This is a genomic window from Corynebacterium sp. HMSC14B06 (assembly GCF_001807075.1).
In the GTDB taxonomy this organism is placed as follows: Bacteria; Actinomycetota; Actinomycetes; order Mycobacteriales; family Mycobacteriaceae; genus Corynebacterium; species Corynebacterium jeikeium_D.
This window is the reverse complement of the sequence record NZ_KV787380.1, coordinates 111,251-130,728: the sequence shown is the minus strand read 5'-3', so window position 1 is coordinate 130,728 and position 19,478 is coordinate 111,251. Positions and strand designations below refer to the sequence as shown.

The window sequence follows — 19,478 nt, the reverse complement described above, 5'->3', positions numbered from 1 at the left end:
AGTGTTAAGGAAAGTAGTAACCAGTCGTAGAAAGGTCAGCTGTTGAACCAGGAAGGAAACAGCCCGGATTTGCCGGAGCTCGTCGCAGCCTATGCAGACGCGACCGCAGCCGACAATTCCCTGGCCACGCGCCAACTGGAATCAGTTTTCGCGCATCATTTCTACAACCCACAGCTCTTTTCTGACCCGGAAGCCCACGGCGTTACCGAACACGTCGGCGCGTTTTACCGCATAGTCCGCGAGGTCACCGAATCGCTCGGCATGATGACGGCTGCGCACGATGCCGCCCTGAACTGGATGGTATGGGCATCCGATAACGACAACGTCCCGGAGTACTGGCGCGCCCGGGCACGGCTAGCGGCGGATGAAGCCCGCCGCTACACCACCTTTATCGCCGATGGCCCCACCTCTGCTGCCGCAGAGACCGAAATCCCACTCATCGCACGCATGAGCAGGGAGATTACCTCGTACCGGGCACTCGTGCTTGCCGACGATCTGGATGCCCCAACCAGCAGTCACAGCGCGGTGACCACGGATGCGGATGGGCCGCGGCCGCAGGAATCGTCGGCAAGCGAAGAAGCGGAGGAGCCGTTTAGCCCACGCCAGTGGAAGAAGCGGGCGGCACTGACTGACGCGCTGATTCGGATTGCAAGCGCCCTGCGAAAGGTCAACCGCGAGGACTTGGCACGGGAGCTGCACGAGATGATTCGTGCGCTGCCGAATGAGGATAAGTTTGAGTCGATTGCGCTGGCAAAGACTCTGACGGAGGCATCACTGCTGCACCGAGCCGGGAAAGTCGTCGACGCAGCGCGACTTTGCGCCTCACAGCTCAATGCAATCGGTAACCGCTCCGTAATCGCGGGCCTTGAGCTGAGGCAGAATTTGGCACGGTACTCGATAGAGACCGGTAATAGCGATACCGCGTTCCGAATGCTGTCGAACAATGTGGCAGTCGCGGACCAGCACAGACTTGACACTGACTATATTCTCGCGGTTCGTGAGATGGCAGACATCAACTTCGAGGTGGCACATAACAAGCCCGATGCCGCGGAGATGCTGAAGCTGACTCAGCGCGCCCAGGATGTGTCGGCAGACTACCCCAACTGTGAAGTCACCATGGAAATCGCGCTGCTGAAGGCAACGGCACTGTACGAACTCGGAGATTTCCGTCATGCCGGCCAGGAAGCGGAGTCGGTTGCAAAGTGGTCTGAGCCTACCCAGGATTCCGCACGTACTGATTTTTCCTGTGCCATTGCGGCGGAATCGGCAGTCCAAGAGGGAAATACTGAGCATGCTGCAGTGCTCTTCGACGCACTGGCCGATATTCGTGCCGGATACTCGTCCCCGATTTCGCCTGCGGAAACTCTGATGGATGCCGCACTATCGCTCAGTAACGTGGGCGCCACAAGTGAGCTGACCGACCACCTGATGGAACGCTCACGCGGCTACGTGGTTGGATCCTGGGAATCGGCCAAGTGGCACGAAGCGCAGGCACTGCTGTGCTGGTCTGTGTGGGACAACGACGGCGTGTACAAGTACGCCGACGAAGCTGCCGAGCTTTTCTTAGAAGCCCACGCCCCTGCCGACGCCGCCCGCACACTGACTATCGCGGTGCGTGCTGCTGCTAGTGATAACAATGAGGATCGCGCCCGCCGGTTCGCGGTTCGCATCGGCGACCTAGTCGGCCCGGATCACCCAGTGCGCGATGAAGTTCGTGGACTAATGCGTAGCTTTTCAAACCCGGATTAACAGCGCACCCGACTGCACAGGTCTGAAAAACAAGGCAGTTTTTGCATCTTCCCGATGCCACGGGCGAAGATAGTCCAATGGTCTGGTGGGAAGAAGAAAACTCTGAGTCTGAAATTCAAGTTGGCGATTGGGATGCCGGCATCGCTGCCGACTACGCGTCAGGGAATTCAGAAAACGCATCAGCAACGGAGAACTCGTCCGAACCCCTGGACTTTCCTCCCCTGCCCAATCCGCTAAAGGCATTACCGGACTCTCTCCCGGAGTTGCTGGTTAATTCCCGCAAGGCCGGTGCCACGCTCGACCACGTCACCAGTTGGCGCGCTGTCACCAAATTCGCCCACACGCACTGGTTGGCCGACGCGCCTACCAACTCCCCCGATGTCGTTGGCGAATTCCACGCACTCAGGCACGCAGTCGCCGACCAACTGGAATTAGTAGAAGAAGCCGCTGCTGCACGCGCCGAGTGGCTGCGCTGGGCAACTGAGGCCAACATCCGCCCCGCGATCTTGCACGCACGCTCCTACGGAGCATTCGCCGAGGCAGAGGCCTTCATCGACGCCAACCCAGGTGATGCCATCACCGGCCGGCGCCCCGAGGACTCCGAAATCCCAGAGCTGATCAGTCTTACTAAGGACATCGTCGCCACCACACCACAGCCCGGGGAGGCCTATTACTACCTGGTCAGCGCGGCTGTTGCTGGTGCCGCAGCATCGCTGGCGCGCCGGGCGGAAATCGCCGGTCAACTCTCTGAATGGTCCGCACGCTGGGCACCAAAGCGAAGCAGTTTTGATGACCGCAAGCTATTGGAGGCGCAGCTCGCGCACAGCCGTGGTGAGCTGCGCAGGGCCGCCCGCATCGCAGCCAGCGTCGCGGCAGCCCCTCAGTCGGAACCCGTCACCACGACGATTGAAGCTCGCCAATTCCTGGCTTTCCTCTCTCTGGAAGCTGGTGAGGAAGCGGAGGCAATCCGCCAGCTACGCCCAATCGTGCAGGCTGGTCTCGATGCAGGACTCACGGTCGCGGTGCTTCGCAGCGTGCGTCTGCTCTGTGCGCTTCTCAACGCCCACGGCGATTTCGCGGAATCCGCCGCAATTGCCCGCCGCGCGCTCGCCAGCGCCGAAGGCATTCCGGTCAACCCCATCACCATGGATATCCAGCTCGTTCTGGCCCGCAGTCTCCTCGACGCCGACGAGGTTGACGAGGCGCTGCGCTTTGCCGAACCAGTTGCGCACTGGTCAGCATTTACCGCCGATGAAGAACGCACCGACGCGGCTTTTTCTATTGCCTCCGCAGCCGCGGGGCTCGGCAATAATCCCCGCCAGGCGGCAAAGCTGCTCATCGAACACGGCGAGCACCTTGAACGCAACGGCGATACCAAGGGCGCTGCCAAGGCCTACCGCCAGGCTGCACGTTCCATCATTCGTGTCATTGACCTGGTCATTTCCGAAGAGGGCTCCGAATTCACCGCCGAGATCGTCTCCGAGGACGCTTCCGCCGTCATTGACCACACGCTCAACGAGGCTGAGGACCTTCTGCTGCGTTCTCAGAAGCTCATCTCCGACGACTGGTCACTCGCCGACTGGCACGACGATGCCGCCTACGTCTTCTACTCCGCTGGCCGCGACACTTTGGCCATCAACCATGTGGAAGCCGCCGCGAAGGGCTACCTGCAGTCCGGCGATGGCGAGGAAGCCGCCCGCGCGCTGCTGGCGGGGGTTCGATACCGTCTCGACGCGGGTGATTCCGACGGTGCCGCCGCCTACGCCCGGCGCGTCGAAGAGCTTCTGCCCCGCGACGTGTGGGAAGGCCATCCTGTTCTCGATGCCCTTGACGTCATCATCATTCAGTCGCTTGACGACGAATACTAGCGCCCCGCCCACTTCAGTGCTGGCGGTGGCACAAAGTAGAGTGTTAGGTCATGACTACTTCTGGTGATTCCGCGACTTCTAGCCCGCAGCAGCTTTTCGACGCCGCCACGGCATTGGCTGAGGAAAACAACCTCTGGGAAGCAGCCCTAACTCTGATGCAGGGGTTCGAGGAGCTCGGCGACGAGGCGGATGCTCCGCAGACCGACAGTCTGGGGCGCCCCATCCGTGGCTCTGCACCAAAGCTGATGGACAAGGCCGCGGACTGGTTGGATTTGCTGGATAACCTGGAGAAAGACGGCTTCGAGCCGACTGCGGACACCCCTCCGCGCCACCTGCGCTGGGCGATGTGGCACACCTTGAACGGCCAGGCAGAGATTCGTCGAGGACATCAGGGGCGCGCCATTGATCACCTGGAGTTGGCGGCGGGACTTTTCCAGTCCGACAAGCTCAATATCCAGGCCGTGCCTCTGCTTGCACAAATTGCACAGTGCCACCTGTATTTGGGTGATGTCGCTGCTGCGGAGAAGGCGCTTTACCGCGCACAGGAAACCTGTGATGAGCAATCGCGAGAGCGCTGGGGGTCGGCACTAAGCGAGATTGGCGCAGAAATCGCCCGTCGCCTGTAGGCGAAGCTGCGAAGCGATACCGGGGGCTGATTCAGCTACTGCTCGTCGAAGTCGAGTCCGACATCGAACACCTTGGCCGAGTGGGTTAGCGCGCCCACAGCCAGGTAATCGACACCACAGGACGCGTACTCACGAGCCACATCGATGGTCAGTCCACCAGAGGACTCAAGCTGCGTGGCCGGAGAAATCTGCGAGCGGCGCTGCACCGCAATCTGGGTCTCCCAGACCTCGAAGTTGTCCAGCATGACGATGTCCGGCTTCATCGGCAGGATTTCATCGAGCTGTGCGAGGGTATCGACTTCCACCTCACACGGCAGCTCCGGGTACTGATCCCGCACCCTCTTCAACGCACCGGACACGGAACCGACAGCCACCACGTGATTGTCCTTAATCAGTGCTTCATCGCCCAAAGCGTAGCGGTGGTTAATTCCGCCGCCGCAGGTCACAGCATACTTTTCCAGGTTGCGCAGCCCCGGCAGCGTCTTTCGGGAATCGCGCACCCGCGCACCGGTGCCGACAATCGCGTCAGCCCACTGGCGCGTCGCAGTAGCTACACCACTGGCGTGCGTGAGGATATTCAGCATTGTCCGCTCAGCAGTCAGCAACCCCCGAGTCGGTGCAGAAATCGTTGCCAGCACTGTGCCAGGACGCACCAGGGTGCCATCTTCAACGTGCTTTTCGACGGTGAACTCACCCGAGATGACCTCCTGCAGCGTCCACTCCACCGCATCAATAGCCGCGATAACGCCCTCTTGCCGGGCCACCAGGCGGGCGCGTGCCTGCGCAGATGCCGAGACTGTCGACAGCGAGGTCACATCCGGCCCGAAGCTCATGTCTTCCTGTAGTGCCGTCCGAATGAGGCCACGGGTGATGTTTTCGTTCAGCACCCCGCGCAGAGTGTCCTTCTCAAGAGTCATGGTTAGCTAATCCCCGTCCTTTTCAAACCAAGTGTGGCACCCCAAAGTATATGGTCGTACCAATGCCGCTTCGACGACTTTCCTTGCGGCTACGACCTGAACCGATTGCGGGAGCCGATCGATAACCGCCAACGCCTGCCGCAAACTCTGCTCATTGCGCCTTACACCAGCGCCTTCCTGCATCGCCGTCTGCAACCGGAAAAGCTGCCGTGGTTCCAGTTCTGGCCGTGGCTGCGGCAGGCTTTCAACGGCCGCTGCGAATTCCTCGTCCCCGACCGGCACAGCGTGTGTTTCAGCGACTTTTTCGGCCACCCGCTTGCCGACGACCAGTCCCTCCAGCAACGAATTGGAGGCCAACCTGTTGGCACCGTGGAGCCCTGTTGCGGAGCATTCGCCGGCCGCAAAGAGACCCAGCACGCTAGTTGCACCGAATGGGTCGACGGCAATACCACCACAGGTGTAGTGGACCGCCGGGGCCACGGGAATGAGGTCCTTGGTCGGATCAATCTCCGCTGCGGTTAGGCCCGCTGTGATCGTCGGAAAGCGGGCGGCGAAGTTGTCGATGTGACGTGCGTCGAGGAAGACGTGGTCCTCGCCGAGCTGGCGCATGCGGGTCGCGATGGCGCGCGAGACGATATCGCGCGGAGCCAGGTCCCCGCGAGGGTCAACGCCGGCGGTCACACTGTTGCCCCGGGAGTCGACGAGAATGGCTCCTTCACCACGGACCGCCTCGCTGATGAGATGGCGTCGGCCGGTGCCATCTGATGCCGAGCGCTCGTCATAGAGCACCGTCGGGTGGAACTGGATAAACTCCATGTCCCGAATCTCCGCGCCAGCATCGGAGGCCATGCCGATAGCCTCACCGCGGGCACCCGAGGGGGCCGTGGTCGCGCGGTAAATATGGCCCACGCCGCCGGTAGCCAGCAGAGTGGCGCCTGCGCGAATAGCGCCACCGCCACGGGGATCCGCTACCAGCGCCCCCAGCACGCGGCCGTCTTTGCCAACGATGAGCTGGCGCGCTGTGGCGTTTTGCAGTACTCGCACGCCGGTAACTGAGGCTTCTAGGGCGCGCTCGATTTCAGCACCAGTGGCGTCACCGCCGGCATGAATGATGCGCCGCGCGTGGTGTCCGCCCTCTTTAGTGCGGGAATAAACGGCCGGGTTATCCGGTGCCGGGTCGAATGTAGCGCCTAGCCCGATTAGCCACTCGGTCGCCGCAGCGCCGGCGCGGATGATGGAAGCCACAGCCTCTTCATCGCCGTGTCCGGCACCGGCATCGAGAGTATCCGCGATATGGGAATCAGTGGTGTCGTCGAACCCGTTGGCCACATGGCCGCTGGGGTCGTCGTCAAGCCCGACGACCGCGAGCCCGCCCTGGGCGAGATTCGTGGCAGCATCGGCGAAACGCAGCTGTTTGCGGGCACCGACGCGCCACTCGACGCTGTCGATAACCAGCACGTCGAGGCCGAGCTCAAGAGCCCGACGCGCAGCACTGAGCCCTGCGACTCCCCCGCCGATGACGAGGAAGTCACACGTCAGTGTCCAACTGTCGAATGATGGGCGCAGACCAAACGTGTTACTCGCCTCCGCCTGGGTTACCGATGGCGATCATGCGCTCGACCGAAGCGCGCGCCTTGTCGGCGACATCCGGCTCGACATCGACTTCATCAGTGCCCTCAACGAGGCAGCGCAGCAGAGCCGCCGGAGTGATGAGCTTCATGTACGAGCAGGAAGCGCGGTCGTTGACCGGCTCAAAGTCGACATCCGGTGCGGCCTTGCGCAGCTGGTGGAGCATGCCCACCTCAGTGGCCACGAGCACCTTGCCGTTGGGCTTGTTCTCCTTCAGCTTCTGCGCCTCGGTCAGCATCTCGCCGGTGGAGAGCATCTGCACGCGCTCGGGCTCGATGGTGCCTTCACCTGCGAGGTAAATCGCAGAGTTCGCGCAACCGCACTCCGGGTGAATGAACAGCTGCGAATCGGCGTTCTCTTCCGCGCGGTGCGCGAGTTCCTCACCGTTGATGTTGGCGTGGACGTGGCACTCACCAGCCCATACCTTGATGTTGTCGCGGCCGGTCTCACGGCGGACGTGTGCGCCGAGGAACTGATCCGGGTTGAACAGGATCTCCTGGTCTTCCGGGATGGACTTGACCACGTCGACGGCGTTGGAGGAAGTACAGCAGATGTCGGTCAGAGCCTTTACGTCTGCCGTGGTGTTGACGTAGCTGACTACCAGTGCGCCGGGATTCTCTGCCTTCCACTCGGCCAGTTCATCTGCGGTGATGGAGTCCGCCAGGGAGCAGCCGGCGCGCTCGTCCGGAATAAGGACGGTCTTCTCAGGGCTCAGAATTTTGGCGGTTTCCGCCATGAAGTGGACACCACAGAAGACGATGACGTCGGCATCGGTTTCCGCAGCGATGCGGGAAAGTCCGAGGGAGTCGCCGGTGTAGTCGGCAATATCCTGAATCTCCGGCAGCTGGTAGTTGTGCGCAAGAATTACGGCATTGCGTTCGCGGGCGAGGCGCTTAATCTCCTGGGCCCAGCGTTCATCTGCAATTACGCCACCGTAGCGGCCATCTTTATCGACTACCGATTCGTACAGATCCGATTCGAGGCGCGGCAGGCTGGAAGCATTGGCCGCAAGGCTGGTATTCACGGAAAACTACGTCCTTACTTCAATGGGCTGTGGCTACGACCGGAGAAAACGCCGTCACCGTTACCGGCAACGGTCCCCGGAGGCATTCGCAGCGGACTCAAACGGGCAAGTGCAAGAGACCTAAGCTCGCCACACAATATCGAAAAAGCCCCTAAATCGGGGCGAATACTGACATCGAGGACGAACCTATTTCCCAAAATTGTAAGGCTTGTATAAGCCTATTTCCCAATAACTACCCCTGTTCAGTAGGAATTAGTGCTTTACGACGGCCCCCGCGCCGAACATCACCGTCTCACTTAGTGACCGAATCTGCGTCCGTAGCATTGTCTGCAGCGCTCTCGTTGCCTTCCGTGAAGTCCGTTTGGAACAGCACCCGGGACCACAGTGCGAGCATGGCAACCAGTGGCGCGACCAGCAGTGCTACATAGGTTTTGAAGTCTGGAATCACCGAGAACTTATCGCCCGGCTGCATTCCCGCCAGATCCGGCTGGAGCAATGCCGCAACCGACTGACCGACGAGGTACGTCACTGCTGCGCTCATCAACGCGGAGAAACCTGCCCATCCAATTGCCGTGAGCATCTGCACAGGAGTCGTGATGGCACGGTTTCGGAAGGTAGTAATTCCCAGCACCAGGCCGCTGATGGCAGTGACAGCAACAAACCAGAGCAGCCCGATAAAACCAGCGTCAACCGTTTCCTGAATAATCGCCAGTTGGTTATCTGGGAGCATTTGCACCTGCTGCTTGGGGCGCAGGAATGCCCAGGCCACTCCGGCTATCGTTCCCGTTACAACGGAGAAGAGAACAATACCCGAGGCCATTGCCACGCTCTGCTTTTCAACGTGCGGGACTCGGGTATTTTTCATGGTCATAGTTGACTAACTTACCTCACGGCGCACATCCAGTACTAGCGTGCCCGAATGGCGCACTAGCACAACCAGCGCCTTTTATCGCTGCTCCAACATAACGGAGTCCACTTCGCCGTGGCGCGAGCACTTTGCAGTCCAGCCGTCCGGACGCACCTGCACCACCATCCGGCGCCCACAGAGCTGGCAGAATCGAGGCGCCTCCAGTCCAGCTTTTGCACCATAGGAGCGTTCGCGCACTTCACCAGCTTCGAGGTCGGCGCCGGTAAAAGGATCGAACTTGGGATCGTCTCCCAGCACCATGGCCTGGAGCAGCTCCGTGGAGTCGACTTTCTTACCCCGCGTCGCACGCGGGCTAGATGTCCGAGGCTTAGACAGTTGCATTGAGGGCCTTAATTGGAAGTCGTACCTTGCCAAGCATGTCCAGATCCTGCTCCGCCGGACGGCCCAGCGTGGTCAGGTAATTACCGACAATGACAGCGTTGATACCGCCGAGCAGCCCCTTTTCTGCGCCCAGGTCGCCCAAGGTGAGCTCACGACCACCAGCAAAACGCAGGATGGTCTTCGGCAGAGCCAGACGGAAGGCACCGATGGCACGCAGTGCGTCCTTGGCTGGCATCGGCTCGCGACCGGCGAACGGAGTGCCCGGACGCGGGTCGAGGAAGTTCATCGGCACCTCGGTCGGGTTGAGCTCCGCCAGGTCCTGAGCGAACTCGGCACGCTGCTCAAGGGTCTCTCCCATACCCAGGATGCCGCCACAGCAGACCTCCATACCGGCTTCGCCGACCATGCGCAGGGTGTCATGGCGCTCTTCCCAAGTGTGGGTGGTCACGACCTGCGGGAAGTAGCTCTTAGCAGTCTCAAGGTTGTGGTTGTAGCGGTGAATACCAGCCTTGGCCAGGCGATCTACCTGCTCCTGCGTCAGAATGCCCATAGAGGCGGCCACATTAATGTCAACCTCTGCCTGAATGGCGGCGACGGCCTGTTCCATCTGGCTGAGCAGTCGCTCGTCCGGCCCCTTTACTGCAGCAACGATGCAGAACTCAGTCGCACCCGACTTTGCGGTCTGCTTGGCGGCGTCCACCAGTGCCGGGATATCCAGCCATGCCGAACGCACCGGAGACTCGAACAGACCCGACTGCGAACAGAAGTGGCAGTCCTCTGGGCAGCCGCCAGTCTTCAGCGAGATAATGCCTTCAACCTCGACCTCTTCGCCGCACCACTTCAAGCGCACCTCATGAGCCAGTGCCAGCAGATCCTCGATGCTGTCGTCATCGAGGTTCAGAACTGCCAGGGTCTCCTCATAGTTCAGCCCCTCACCGCGGCCGAGCACCTTTTCTCGGGCGAGTTCCAAAATGTCCTGCTGCTGTTGAGTCATGGGGGTGACGCTCCTTGAGGCTGGGGATAAAACTTGAACACCGTTTCAGAAGTTGTTCAGTTATCAAACTTAATACCGCAGCTACAGAATGTCGAACAGGGTTCAATTCCCGTCGTGTCGCGGATTTACGCTCCCCATTTCAGCCTTGAGACATCTTCCAGATGATTCTTCTTTCGTCTACGGTAGGCAGTGTGCAATTGACCAAGGACATCATTGTCGACGCAGCTCTCACCATTCTCAATGAGTACGGACTCGGCGATCTCACGATCCGCCGCCTGACTCGCCACTTGGGTACCGCCGCTGGCGCAATGTACTGGCACTACCCTTCCAAGCAGGCACTGCTGGGCGCCGTCGCTGACCGCATCTTGGCTCCCTGCACAGAGTTTTCCGCCACAGGCGATTGGCGTGCCGACATCGAAGCCGTCGCCGAGCTGCTCTACTCCTGCCTCACCGCTCATCGGGATGGCGCCGAGGTCGTCTCGGCCGCGCTCGCTACGGGCACCGCCACGATTCGCCCCGAACAACTGCTTGCCGACGTCCTGGAGAACGCATCCGAAACCTCCATCAGCACCCCATCAGTGGCTGATACCGCGTCTGTCCTCGTGTACTTCATTCTCGGTGCGACAGTCGACCAGCAGACAGCCATCGCGCTTAATCTAAATGGCGCCAAGGGCGTTTCCGACAATGGTGATGCCAGTGGCGAGAACACCGCCGGTAAGGACGCTGAGGTCGAGATTTCCTCTGAAGATACGGCTACACAGACAAAAGAGCTCGGCCGCCAGCGCATTGCACTGGGAACCGAGCTCTTTATCGCCGGAATTGCGGGGGTTGCGGAGACTAAGGGGGTTGCAGGTCAGTAAGCCCCGCTGAAACAATCACGCTCACGGTCAAGCCCCGGCGCTAGAGCACCAGAGCTGCTACCCAACCAGCTGCCAGCAGCGGCAGGTTGAAGTGCAGGAAGGTCGGAATAACCGAATCGCGAATGTGGTCGTGCTGCCCGTCGGCATTGAGACCCATCGTCGGGCCGAGCGTCGAGTCCGATGCCGGCGAACCAGCATCACCTAGAGCACCTGCAGTACCAATGATGGCGACGGTAGCCATCGGCGAGAAGCCCAGCGACAGACACAACGGCACATAGATGATGGCGATAATCGGCAACGTCGAGAAGGACGAACCAATACCCATCGTGACCACCAGACCAACGACCAGCATGGCGAATGCAGCGGCAGGCTTGTTGCCCGCAAACAGCTCTGCAGTAGCGGTCACCAGCGGCTCGATCTGGCCGGACTCCGACATCACCGAGGCGAAGCCCTGTGCGGAAATCATGATGAAACCAATCAGGGCCATCATCTTCATACCGGCGGTGAACACGTCGTCCGCCTCACGCCAGCGCACGGCACCGGTGAGCATGAAGATTGCCAGACCAGTGAGTGCACCAATCAGCAATGGATCGGCATCGGTCCCCATAGAATTCATCACAATCTGGACGACGAAGGTCACCACGATTGCAACGAGAGCAACGATAACTCGGTACTTCGACACCGGTTCGTCAGACTGGGATTCCGTATGTGAGGACTCGGCAATCGGCCGATCTTCGTAATGCCGCGGCTTCCGGTAGGAGAAAAATACGGCAATGGCCAGACCGGCCAGCATGCCGAGAGCCGGGATGCCCATCGTCATCATGATGTTGATATTGGAAACATCAAGGCCAGCATTCTCGATGTTCCCCAGCAGGATGTCGTTCAAGAAGATGGAACCGAATCCGACCGGAACCCACATGTAGGTGGTGACCAAACCGAAGGTCATCACACTGGTAATCATTCGACGGTCGATGTTGAGGCGGTTAAATACCGGCAACAGCGGCGGAATAATCAGCGGGATAAACGCAATGTGAACTGGGATGAGGTTCTGCGACATAATCGCCATGGCCAAAATGCCGGCGACCATACCCCACTTGGTCCATGCCTCTGCCTTAGATTTAGCGCCTTCATCCTCCGTACCGATCTTGGCAATCAGCCAATCGGCCAGCAATTTGGGCAACCCAGAGGATGCCACTGCCATGGCAAAGGCACCCAGCATGGCATAGCTCAAGGCAATCTTCGCACCACCAGAGAGGCCTTCCTGGAAGGCAACCATTGTGGCATCGAGCCCCATACCGGCGGAAAGACCACCGACTAAGGCGCCAATAAACAGCGCTAGCACAACGTGCACCCGGCAGACCGCCAGGATTAGCATCACCAAAACGGCGAGAAGAACGGCATTCATAAGGAAAATATTAAGGCAACCTTAAGTATTTCCAGCAACCGGGGCTAGAAAGACTTCACCCCAAAATCTTTACACCCCGGCTAATGCGGCTAATCAATCGAGACGAGTCCCTGGCCGCCCTGCACTGCGTCGCCGACTTCGACATGAATAGAGCCGACGGTGCCTGCAGCCGGGGCCGTAATCTCGGTTTCCATCTTCATTGCCTCGAGAATGAGCAGCACCTCCCCAGCCTCAATCTTCTGGCCTTCCTCGACCAAAATCTTGCTGACCGAACCTGCCAGTGGCGCCACCACCGAATTGGCGGAGACACCCGAGACACTAGCGGTGGCCGGCTCAACGGAAGCGCTCGACGATCCACCCAACACGATGGGCGAAAGACGCTTGGGCTCCTCAACTACTTCAACGTCGACATCGTAGGCAATGCCGCCGACAGTCACTTTCAATTTCATGGCTCAACAATCCTCACGTAGCAAAAGTCAATGAGTCAGACTCAATTAAGTCGGGTATCGAAAATTTCCAACTAACGCAGGTTGCGCTGCTGCTGGATCTGGCGTCCCTGCGCAGCCCACGTCTTATGGCGGTTGTATCGAATTGCCTTCACCTTGCCGCGATTGCCCAGGTACGCAGACACTGCTGCCGAAATGGCGATGACAGTATCCTCGGGGATATCTGCGTCCACGCGTTTGCGCAGTTCAGCCAACTCGCTCTCTGCCTGATTCAGTCGTGCCGTGGCCTTCTGCAAGCTTGTCGAGGTCGCATCCAACCGGTCGGTCAGTTCAGCGACGAGCGCTCGCAGCTCCTTAATCTCACCGATGCCGTCAGACATTACTGTGGCCCCAATCCGTGCTTCTTGGCCGGGCGAACCTCCCGCTTGTTACGCAGAACCGACAGTGCGTCAGCCACACGCAGGCGGGTTTCCGCCGGGTCAATCACGTCGTCGACCAGTCCGCGCGAGGCGGCGACATACGGCGTCGAGAAGCGTGTCTTGTATTCGGCGATACGCTCGTCGCGCACGCGCGCCTGCTCTTCCTCGTCGCCCGCGGCGGCAATTTCCTTTCGGAAGACCACGTTGACCGCACCCTCTGCGCCCATCACCGCAATTTCCGCGGTCGGCCATGCGAATACGTAGTCCGCGCCGAGGTCCTTCGAGCACATCGCCAGGTACGCACCGCCGTAGGCCTTACGCATGACGACGGTCACCTTAGGCACAGACGCTGCGGAGTATGCGTAGAGCATCTTTGCGCCGTGGCGGATGATGCCGCCATGCTCCTGGGTGACGCCCGGCATGAAGCCAGGAACGTCAACCAGGGTGACCAGCGGGATGTTAAAGGCATTGCAGAAGCGGATGAACTTTGCGCCCTTGTCCGAGGAATTGATGTCCAGCACACCGGACATCACGTTCGGTTGGTTGGCGACAAAGCCCACGGTACGGCCCAAAACTCGACCAAAGCCGACAACCAGGTTGGTGGCAAAACCCGCCTGGCACTCGAGGAAATCGCCATTGTCGGCGATACGGATGATGACCTCGCGGACGTCGTAGCCCTTCTTGCCATCGACGGGGACGATGTCGCGGAGCTCTGGATCCGGCTCGGCGTCGAATACCGGATCCACGATTGGCGGCTCTTCCGTGTTGTTCTGTGGCAGGAAGCTTAAGAGCTTCTGCGCAATCAGGATGGCCTGCTCGTCATCGTCGGCAACGAAGTCAATATTGCCGGCCTTGGCCATGTGCGCATCAGCGCCACCGAGCTGCTCGGAGGTGACTTCCTCGCCGGTCACAGACTTAATAACGCCCGGGCCGGTGATGAACATCTGTGCCTTGCGAGTCTGAATGATGAAGTCGGTCAGCGCTGGCGAGTAGGCAGCGCCACCAGCACATGGGCCTGCAATGATGGAAATCTGCGGCACCAGACCGGATAGCCACACGTTGTTGTAGAAGACCTGGCCATAGCCCGACAGAGAGTCAATTCCCTCTTGAATGCGAGCGCCACCGGAGTCGTTGATGAAAACGAACGGAGTGCCGTTGTCGGCAGCAGCGCGCATGGTGGCCGCAACCTTGCGGGACTGCGTTTCACCAGCGGAGCCACCCATGACCGTGAAATCCTGGGAGGCCACATGCACTGCCCGGCCGAGAACCGCAGCAGTGCCGGTGACCACACCGTCGGCAGGCGCGTCGGCAGTATCCATGCCGAAGTCGGTGGTGCGGTGAGTCATGAACATGCCGGTTTCACGGAAAGTGCCCTCGTCGACGAAGTTGTCGATACGCTCGCGGGCCGTCATCTTCCCACGTTCGTGCTGCTTGGCCTGCCGGGCTTCACCGCCACCGGCCTCAACACGGCGACGCTGAGCATCCAAATAATCCAGGCGCTCCGCCATCGAGGCATCGACGCCCGGCGCGACGGCATCCGCCGAAGTCGGCTGGTTTGCTGAACTTTGCGACATTGCTATCTCTTCTCCCGATGTTCCTAGGCGGGTTCCACCTGGACGGTCTGCGAGCGACCGCCGACGGTGACCTTGTAGCGAATTGGCTCACGAATGGCATTGGCGGCACCAGAGGCCTGCTCTGCCTCGCGCTTGAGCTGCTCGGCGGTCTTGCCGACGTTCTTCGGCCCTTCGCCGCGCGTGGTGAAGAATCCCGGTGCGACAGATGGGAACAGTGCGTTGGTCAGGACGTCTTCCGCGGTGCCGTTGTAACCGTCGAGCTCCTTGGCCTGCTCGACCAGGTCGTCCCACTCTGGCTCGAGGAGATCAGCCGGACGAACCGTGATTTCTTCCTTCTTGGTCTGCTCCGCTGCCTGCTTGATCAGCTCTGGGTTGCGCTCACCCGGGCACTGCCCGTAATAGCCGAGCATGAGGTCGGCGAACTCAGCCGTCATAACCTTGTAGCGTCCCATCAGTACGTTAAACACAGCTTGCGTGCCGACGATCTGCGAGCTCGGAGTCACCAGCGGCGGGTAACCGGCGTCCTTTCGGACAATCGGTACTTCACGCATGACCTCTTCGACGCGGTCGCCCGCGCCCTGGGCCTTGAGCTGGTTTTCCATGTTCGACAACATGCCGCCAGGAATCTGCGACATGAAAATGTCGGTATTGACCAGGGTTTTCGACTCGAACTCTGCGTACTTCGGACGCACCTTGCGGAAGTGGTCACGAATGGTGATCAGATTATCCATGTTCAGGTCGGTGGTGTAGTCGGTTCCCTCCAACATTTCCACCAGCGACTCGGTCGGGTTGTGTCCCGGCCCCAGCGACATCGACGAAATTGCTGTGTCCACGACATCCGCACCAGCTTCGATGGCCTTCATCAAAGTCACCATGGTGACACCGGTAGTCGAGTGACAGTGGACGTTAATCTGGGTGTCCTCGCCGTAAGTTTCCTTGATGCCACGGATGATGTCGTAAGCCGGCTGGGGTTTCAGCAGCGCTGCCATGTCCTTCAACGCAATGGAGTCCGCCCCCATATCCAGTAGACGACCAGCGAGCTTAACGTACCCGTCGACGTCGTGAAGCGGAGACGTCGTGTAGCAGATCGTGCCCTGCGCGTGCTTGTCGACGTTCTTGACCGCGCGCATGGCGTGCTCGAGATTGCGTGGATCGTTGAGGGCGTCGAAAACACGGAATACGTCCATGCCGTTTTCAGCGGACTTTTCGACGAACTTGTCAACCACCATGTCCTCGTAGTGGCGGTAGCCGAGGAGATTCTGACCGCGCAGCAGCATCTGCAGGCGGCTGTTCGGCATCAGTTTGCGGAATGTCCGCAGTCGCTCCCAGGGGTCTTCGTTGAGGAAGCGAATGCAAGCGTCGAAGGTTGCGCCACCCCAGCACTCCACACTCCAAAAACCGGCCTTGTCCATTTCTTCACAGACATCGACCATGTCTTCCATAGCCATTCGCGTTGCCATGAGGCTCTGATGAGCGTCTCGGAACGCTACTTCCGTTACACCAATGGTTCGTGGACTCATAATTCCAAAAGTAAAGGCCTTTGGGAATCTTCGCGCGTTGGTGACCGCGAATATTGGGGATTCGGCGCCCACCAAGGTGCGTTTAGAGTGTCAAATTGCCCACTTGCAGGGTTAAATACTTATTTTCGCGCGAACTTTACGCGCTTAACCGTTCAACTCGACTTTTTGTCTGGGGGTCGTTTCTGCGAAGTGCGCTCGACGAATAGGACGGTTTGCGCGCCCACACGGGACTGAAAATGGCTCATGTTTTTTACAAAGCGGTTAAGGTAGTCACATGAACCAAGCAAATACAGTCGGCGATTATCAAGTATGGCCGGGTGAGCCTTACCCGCTCGGATCTACCTACGACGGCGCTGGCACCAACTTTGCACTCTTTTCCGACGTTGCGGAAAAGGTTGAGCTTTGTCTGATTAGCGCCGAAGGCGAAGAAACACGCATTGAGTTGGAAGAAGTCGATGCGCATATCTGGCACTGCTACATCCCGTCTATCATGCCGGGCCAGCGCTACGCCTACCGCGTACACGGCCCATTCGATCCGGCCAACGGTAAGCGTTGCGACCCCAACAAGCTGCTGGTCGACCCATACGCCAAGGCTTTCGACGGCGAATTCGACGGTCACCCATCACTGTTCAACTATGACATTCATGACCACTCGAAGCGCAACACCGAGGACAGCCTGGGACACACCATGACCTCCGTGGTCATCAACCCATTCTTCGACTGGGGCGCTGACCGCGCACCTCGCACGCCGTACAACGAGACCGTGATTTACGAAGCCCACGTCAAGGGTATGACCATGACTCACCCGGATATCCCGGAGGAGCTACGTGGTACCTATGCCGGTCTCGCGCATCCGGCAATTATTGACTACCTCAAGGACCTTGGTGTCACGGCTATCGAACTGATGCCGGTCCACCAGTTCCTCCAGGACGACCACCTGCGCGAAAAGGGGCTGCGCAACTACTGGGGCTACAACACCTTCGGTTTCCTAGCACCACACCAGGACTACTCGGCTTCCCAAAAGCCAGGCGGAGCAGTCAGCGAGTTCAAGGGCATGGTGCGCGCATTTCACGATGCCGGCATTGAGGTCATCCTCGACGTGGTCTACAACCACACCGCCGAGGGCAACCACATGGGCCCAACCATCTGCTTCCGAGGCATCGACAACGAGGCCTACTACCGTTTGGTCGAGGGTGACCGCCAGCACTACATGGACTACACCGGCACCGGTAACTCCCTGAACGTGCGCCACCCGCACTCCCTGCAGCTGATTATGGATTCGCTGCGCTACTGGGTCTCCGAGATGCATGTCGACGGCTTCCGCTTCGATTTGGCCTCCACCCTGGCTCGAGAATTCCACGATGTGGATCGCCTCTCCGCCTTCTTTGACTTGGTGCAGCAGGATCCGATTGTCAGCCAGGTCAAGCTCATCGCAGAGCCGTGGGATGTCGGCGAAGGCGGCTACCAGGTCGGTAACTTCCCACCGCAGTGGACTGAATGGAACGGTAAATACCGCGACACTATCCGCGACTTCTGGCGCGGTGAGCCATCCACGCTCGGCGAGTTCGCTTCGCGTATCACCGGTTCCTCGGACCTGTATGCAAACAATGACCGCCGCCCAACTGCGTCGATTAACTTCGTGACCGCGCACGACGGTTTCACTCTCAACGACTTGGTCAGCTACAACGAGAAGCAGAATATGGCCAACGGCGAGGACAACCGCGACGGCGAGTCCCACAACCGTTCGTGGAACTGCGGTGTGGAAGGCCCGACCGACGACGAGCGCGTTCTTTCTCTGCGCTCCCGTCAGCATCGTAACTTCCTGACCACTCTCCTACTGTCCCAGGGCACTCCGATGATTAGCCATGGCGACGAAATGGGACGTGGCCAGAAGGGCAACAACAACGTCTACTGTCAGGACAACCGTTTGTCATGGGTGGACTGGAATCAGACTCGTACTAACTCTGAACTGGTCGAATACACCCAGTTCCTGACTGAACTGCGTGCAGAACACCCAGTCTTCCGGCGCCGCCGCTTCCTGCGCGGTGGCCCGCTCGGTGCGGAAACCGATGATCGTGACATTGCCTGGCTGACCTATGAGGGTCGTGTCATGACTACCGATGACTGGAACTTCGACTTCGGCAAGTCGTTGATGGTCTGGCTCAACGGCGATGCCATCACTGAACCTGATCGCCGAGGTCACCGGATTGAAGATGACTCCTTCCTCCTGTGCTTCAACGCCCACCACGAGGACATCATGTTCCAAATTCCGGGCACCGAATACGCACACAGCTGGGAAGTCATCATCGACACCACAGAGATTACGGGTCGACCGACTCGCGAGCGCATCGTTGAGCCGGAAGGCGAGCTACGCGTGCCGGCCCGTTCGACCATCGTGCTGATCGAGCGACACTAGCCGCGTCCGCGTTGGGTCCTACACAAAAATCCCCTGTCGGCGGAAGACTTTTCTTCCACTGACAGAGGATTTTCGGCTCTGAGTTCAACTCAAAACAGGGTTACGTAGCAAAAATTGAGGGCTGCAAATTTGAAACTGTGTGAGTTTATGACACTTTCAGGCCATTTTTTGGGTCATTTTGTCATAAACGTAGTCAGTAACTCGCATCGCCCCACCGCCGCCAGCCATAAACGCAGTCAGTAACTCGCATTGGGTCAACACAGCACCGCGGGAGCCGAGCTGGCGTGAAGTCTTCTTACGCAGATGCGCGCATATTGAACTCCGCCTGAGAGTTCAACCAGTACTCCGGCTCGGTGTCAAAGTAGTCGGACAGTCGATTTGCGAGGTCAGTGGTGACCGCAGTGCGGCCGGTGCGAAAGCGCTCCAGAGTTGAGCTTGGCACGCCGATGGCAAGAGCCAGTCGGTAGATAGAGAGGTGTCGCGGCTCGAGGAAATTATCGTTCAAGATAGAACCAGGGTGCACAGGATGCGTGCTCAAAATGTTTACTCCTTATTTCATCGCTTCACTGGCATACGTTGTTTCCGCTTTGCCCTTCGCTTGAGCTCGAAAGCTCGAACGACCAGTTACCGCCGTTCGTCGAAAAGTATAAGGAGCGCCCGCTCAAAATGCATCCGGACATTTAACCCCCCAAAACATGTGGTTTTCAGGGGTACAGACACCCCCACTGTCCGAACGCTCCATAAATATTCCTATTTCTGTGGACATTTCCACATTGTCGAAA

At 59.3% G+C, this 19,478-nt stretch carries 17 protein-coding genes; 5 read left to right on the top strand and 12 right to left on the bottom strand.

Going from position 1 to position 19,478, the window contains the following annotated elements; translation table 11 throughout:
- Positions 1 to 42: 42 nt before the first annotated feature.
- The 3 genes from HMPREF3130_RS06590 to HMPREF3130_RS06580 are packed head-to-tail and all read left to right on the top strand — an operon-like array spanning position 43 to position 4,243.
- Positions 43 to 1,749 (top strand): hypothetical protein, encoded by a 1,707-nt coding sequence (locus HMPREF3130_RS06590; protein ID WP_070429585.1) that lies wholly within the window; start codon positions 43 to 45, stop codon positions 1,747 to 1,749.
- A gap of 41 nt (positions 1,750 to 1,790) precedes the next feature.
- Positions 1,791 to 3,617, top strand: a complete 1,827-nt coding sequence (locus tag HMPREF3130_RS06585; protein WP_246815122.1) for a hypothetical protein — start codon at positions 1,791 to 1,793, stop codon at positions 3,615 to 3,617.
- A gap of 50 nt (positions 3,618 to 3,667) precedes the next feature.
- Entirely contained in the window at positions 3,668 to 4,243 is a 576-nt protein-coding gene (locus tag HMPREF3130_RS06580; protein ID WP_070429583.1) for a hypothetical protein, read from the top strand.
- 35 nt (positions 4,244 to 4,278) lie between these two features.
- Here HMPREF3130_RS06580 and nadC read toward each other — a convergent pair whose 3' ends face one another.
- The 6 genes from nadC to bioB all read right to left on the bottom strand — a co-directional run bounded on the left by nadC (position 4,279) and on the right by bioB (position 10,056).
- The gene (nadC, locus tag HMPREF3130_RS06575) at positions 4,279 to 5,160 is read right to left on the bottom strand and encodes a carboxylating nicotinate-nucleotide diphosphorylase (RefSeq protein WP_049190033.1); all 882 of its coding nucleotides are present in this window, start codon (positions 5,158 to 5,160) and stop codon (positions 4,279 to 4,281) included.
- 6 nt (positions 5,161 to 5,166) lie between these two features.
- On the bottom strand, positions 5,167 to 6,726 hold the full coding sequence (locus HMPREF3130_RS06570; protein WP_083276352.1) for an L-aspartate oxidase: 1,560 nt from the start codon (positions 6,724 to 6,726) through the stop codon (positions 5,167 to 5,169).
- A 10-nt stretch (positions 6,727 to 6,736) separates the two neighbouring features.
- Positions 6,737 to 7,759 carry a quinolinate synthase NadA gene (gene nadA / locus HMPREF3130_RS06565; RefSeq protein ID WP_224433280.1) on the bottom strand — a complete coding sequence of 341 codons (1,023 nt, stop codon included), beginning with the start codon at positions 7,757 to 7,759 and terminating at the stop codon, positions 6,737 to 6,739.
- A 346-nt stretch (positions 7,760 to 8,105) separates the two neighbouring features.
- The gene (locus HMPREF3130_RS06560; protein ID WP_049190416.1) at positions 8,106 to 8,684 is read right to left on the bottom strand and encodes a hypothetical protein; all 579 of its coding nucleotides are present in this window, start codon (positions 8,682 to 8,684) and stop codon (positions 8,106 to 8,108) included.
- Positions 8,685 to 8,759: 75 nt separating this feature from the next.
- A complete protein-coding gene (locus tag HMPREF3130_RS06555) occupies positions 8,760 to 9,062 on the bottom strand; it encodes a biotin synthase auxiliary protein BsaP (RefSeq protein WP_048734678.1) in 303 nt (100 codons plus the stop codon).
- Positions 9,049 to 10,056 carry a biotin synthase BioB gene (gene bioB / locus HMPREF3130_RS06550; RefSeq protein WP_016422961.1) on the bottom strand — a complete coding sequence of 336 codons (1,008 nt, stop codon included), beginning with the start codon at positions 10,054 to 10,056 and terminating at the stop codon, positions 9,049 to 9,051. Before bioB ends, HMPREF3130_RS06555 begins: the two co-directional genes overlap by 14 nt.
- Positions 10,057 to 10,247: 191 nt before the next feature.
- On the opposite strand from bioB, the gene HMPREF3130_RS06545 reads away from it, so the two are divergent.
- Complete coding sequence (locus HMPREF3130_RS06545) at positions 10,248 to 10,916, top strand: TetR family transcriptional regulator (RefSeq protein WP_224784038.1); 669 nt, start codon at positions 10,248 to 10,250, stop codon at positions 10,914 to 10,916.
- A 40-nt stretch (positions 10,917 to 10,956) separates the two neighbouring features.
- Here the strand turns inward: HMPREF3130_RS06545 and HMPREF3130_RS06540 are convergent, their stop codons facing one another.
- From HMPREF3130_RS06540 to HMPREF3130_RS06520, 5 genes are all read right to left on the bottom strand, one after another.
- On the bottom strand, positions 10,957 to 12,321 hold the full coding sequence (locus HMPREF3130_RS06540) for a Na+/H+ antiporter family protein (RefSeq protein WP_070429580.1): 1,365 nt from the start codon (positions 12,319 to 12,321) through the stop codon (positions 10,957 to 10,959).
- A gap of 89 nt (positions 12,322 to 12,410) precedes the next feature.
- Positions 12,411 to 12,770 carry a biotin/lipoyl-containing protein gene (locus HMPREF3130_RS06535; RefSeq protein ID WP_016422964.1) on the bottom strand — a complete coding sequence of 120 codons (360 nt, stop codon included), beginning with the start codon at positions 12,768 to 12,770 and terminating at the stop codon, positions 12,411 to 12,413.
- Between the two features lie 71 nt (positions 12,771 to 12,841).
- Positions 12,842 to 13,147, bottom strand: coding sequence for a hypothetical protein (locus tag HMPREF3130_RS06530; protein ID WP_016422965.1), 306 nt, complete (start codon positions 13,145 to 13,147; stop codon positions 12,842 to 12,844).
- The gene (locus tag HMPREF3130_RS06525) at positions 13,147 to 14,760 is read right to left on the bottom strand and encodes an acyl-CoA carboxylase subunit beta (protein ID WP_070429579.1); all 1,614 of its coding nucleotides are present in this window, start codon (positions 14,758 to 14,760) and stop codon (positions 13,147 to 13,149) included. The genes HMPREF3130_RS06530 and HMPREF3130_RS06525 overlap by 1 nt, the downstream gene beginning before the upstream one ends.
- A 23-nt stretch (positions 14,761 to 14,783) precedes the next feature.
- Positions 14,784 to 16,280: a methylmalonyl-CoA carboxytransferase subunit 5S gene (locus tag HMPREF3130_RS06520; RefSeq protein ID WP_042388769.1), complete on the bottom strand. Its 1,497-nt coding sequence runs from the start codon at positions 16,278 to 16,280 to the stop codon at positions 14,784 to 14,786.
- A gap of 274 nt (positions 16,281 to 16,554) precedes the next feature.
- On the opposite strand from HMPREF3130_RS06520, the gene glgX reads away from it, so the two are divergent.
- On the top strand, positions 16,555 to 18,696 hold the full coding sequence (glgX, locus tag HMPREF3130_RS06515) for a glycogen debranching protein GlgX (RefSeq protein WP_070429578.1): 2,142 nt from the start codon (positions 16,555 to 16,557) through the stop codon (positions 18,694 to 18,696).
- A 295-nt stretch (positions 18,697 to 18,991) separates the two neighbouring features.
- Here the strand turns inward: glgX and HMPREF3130_RS06510 are convergent, their stop codons facing one another.
- Positions 18,992 to 19,234 (bottom strand): HigA family addiction module antitoxin, encoded by a 243-nt coding sequence (locus HMPREF3130_RS06510; RefSeq protein ID WP_005510305.1) that lies wholly within the window; start codon positions 19,232 to 19,234, stop codon positions 18,992 to 18,994.
- Positions 19,235 to 19,478: the final 244 nt, after the last annotated feature.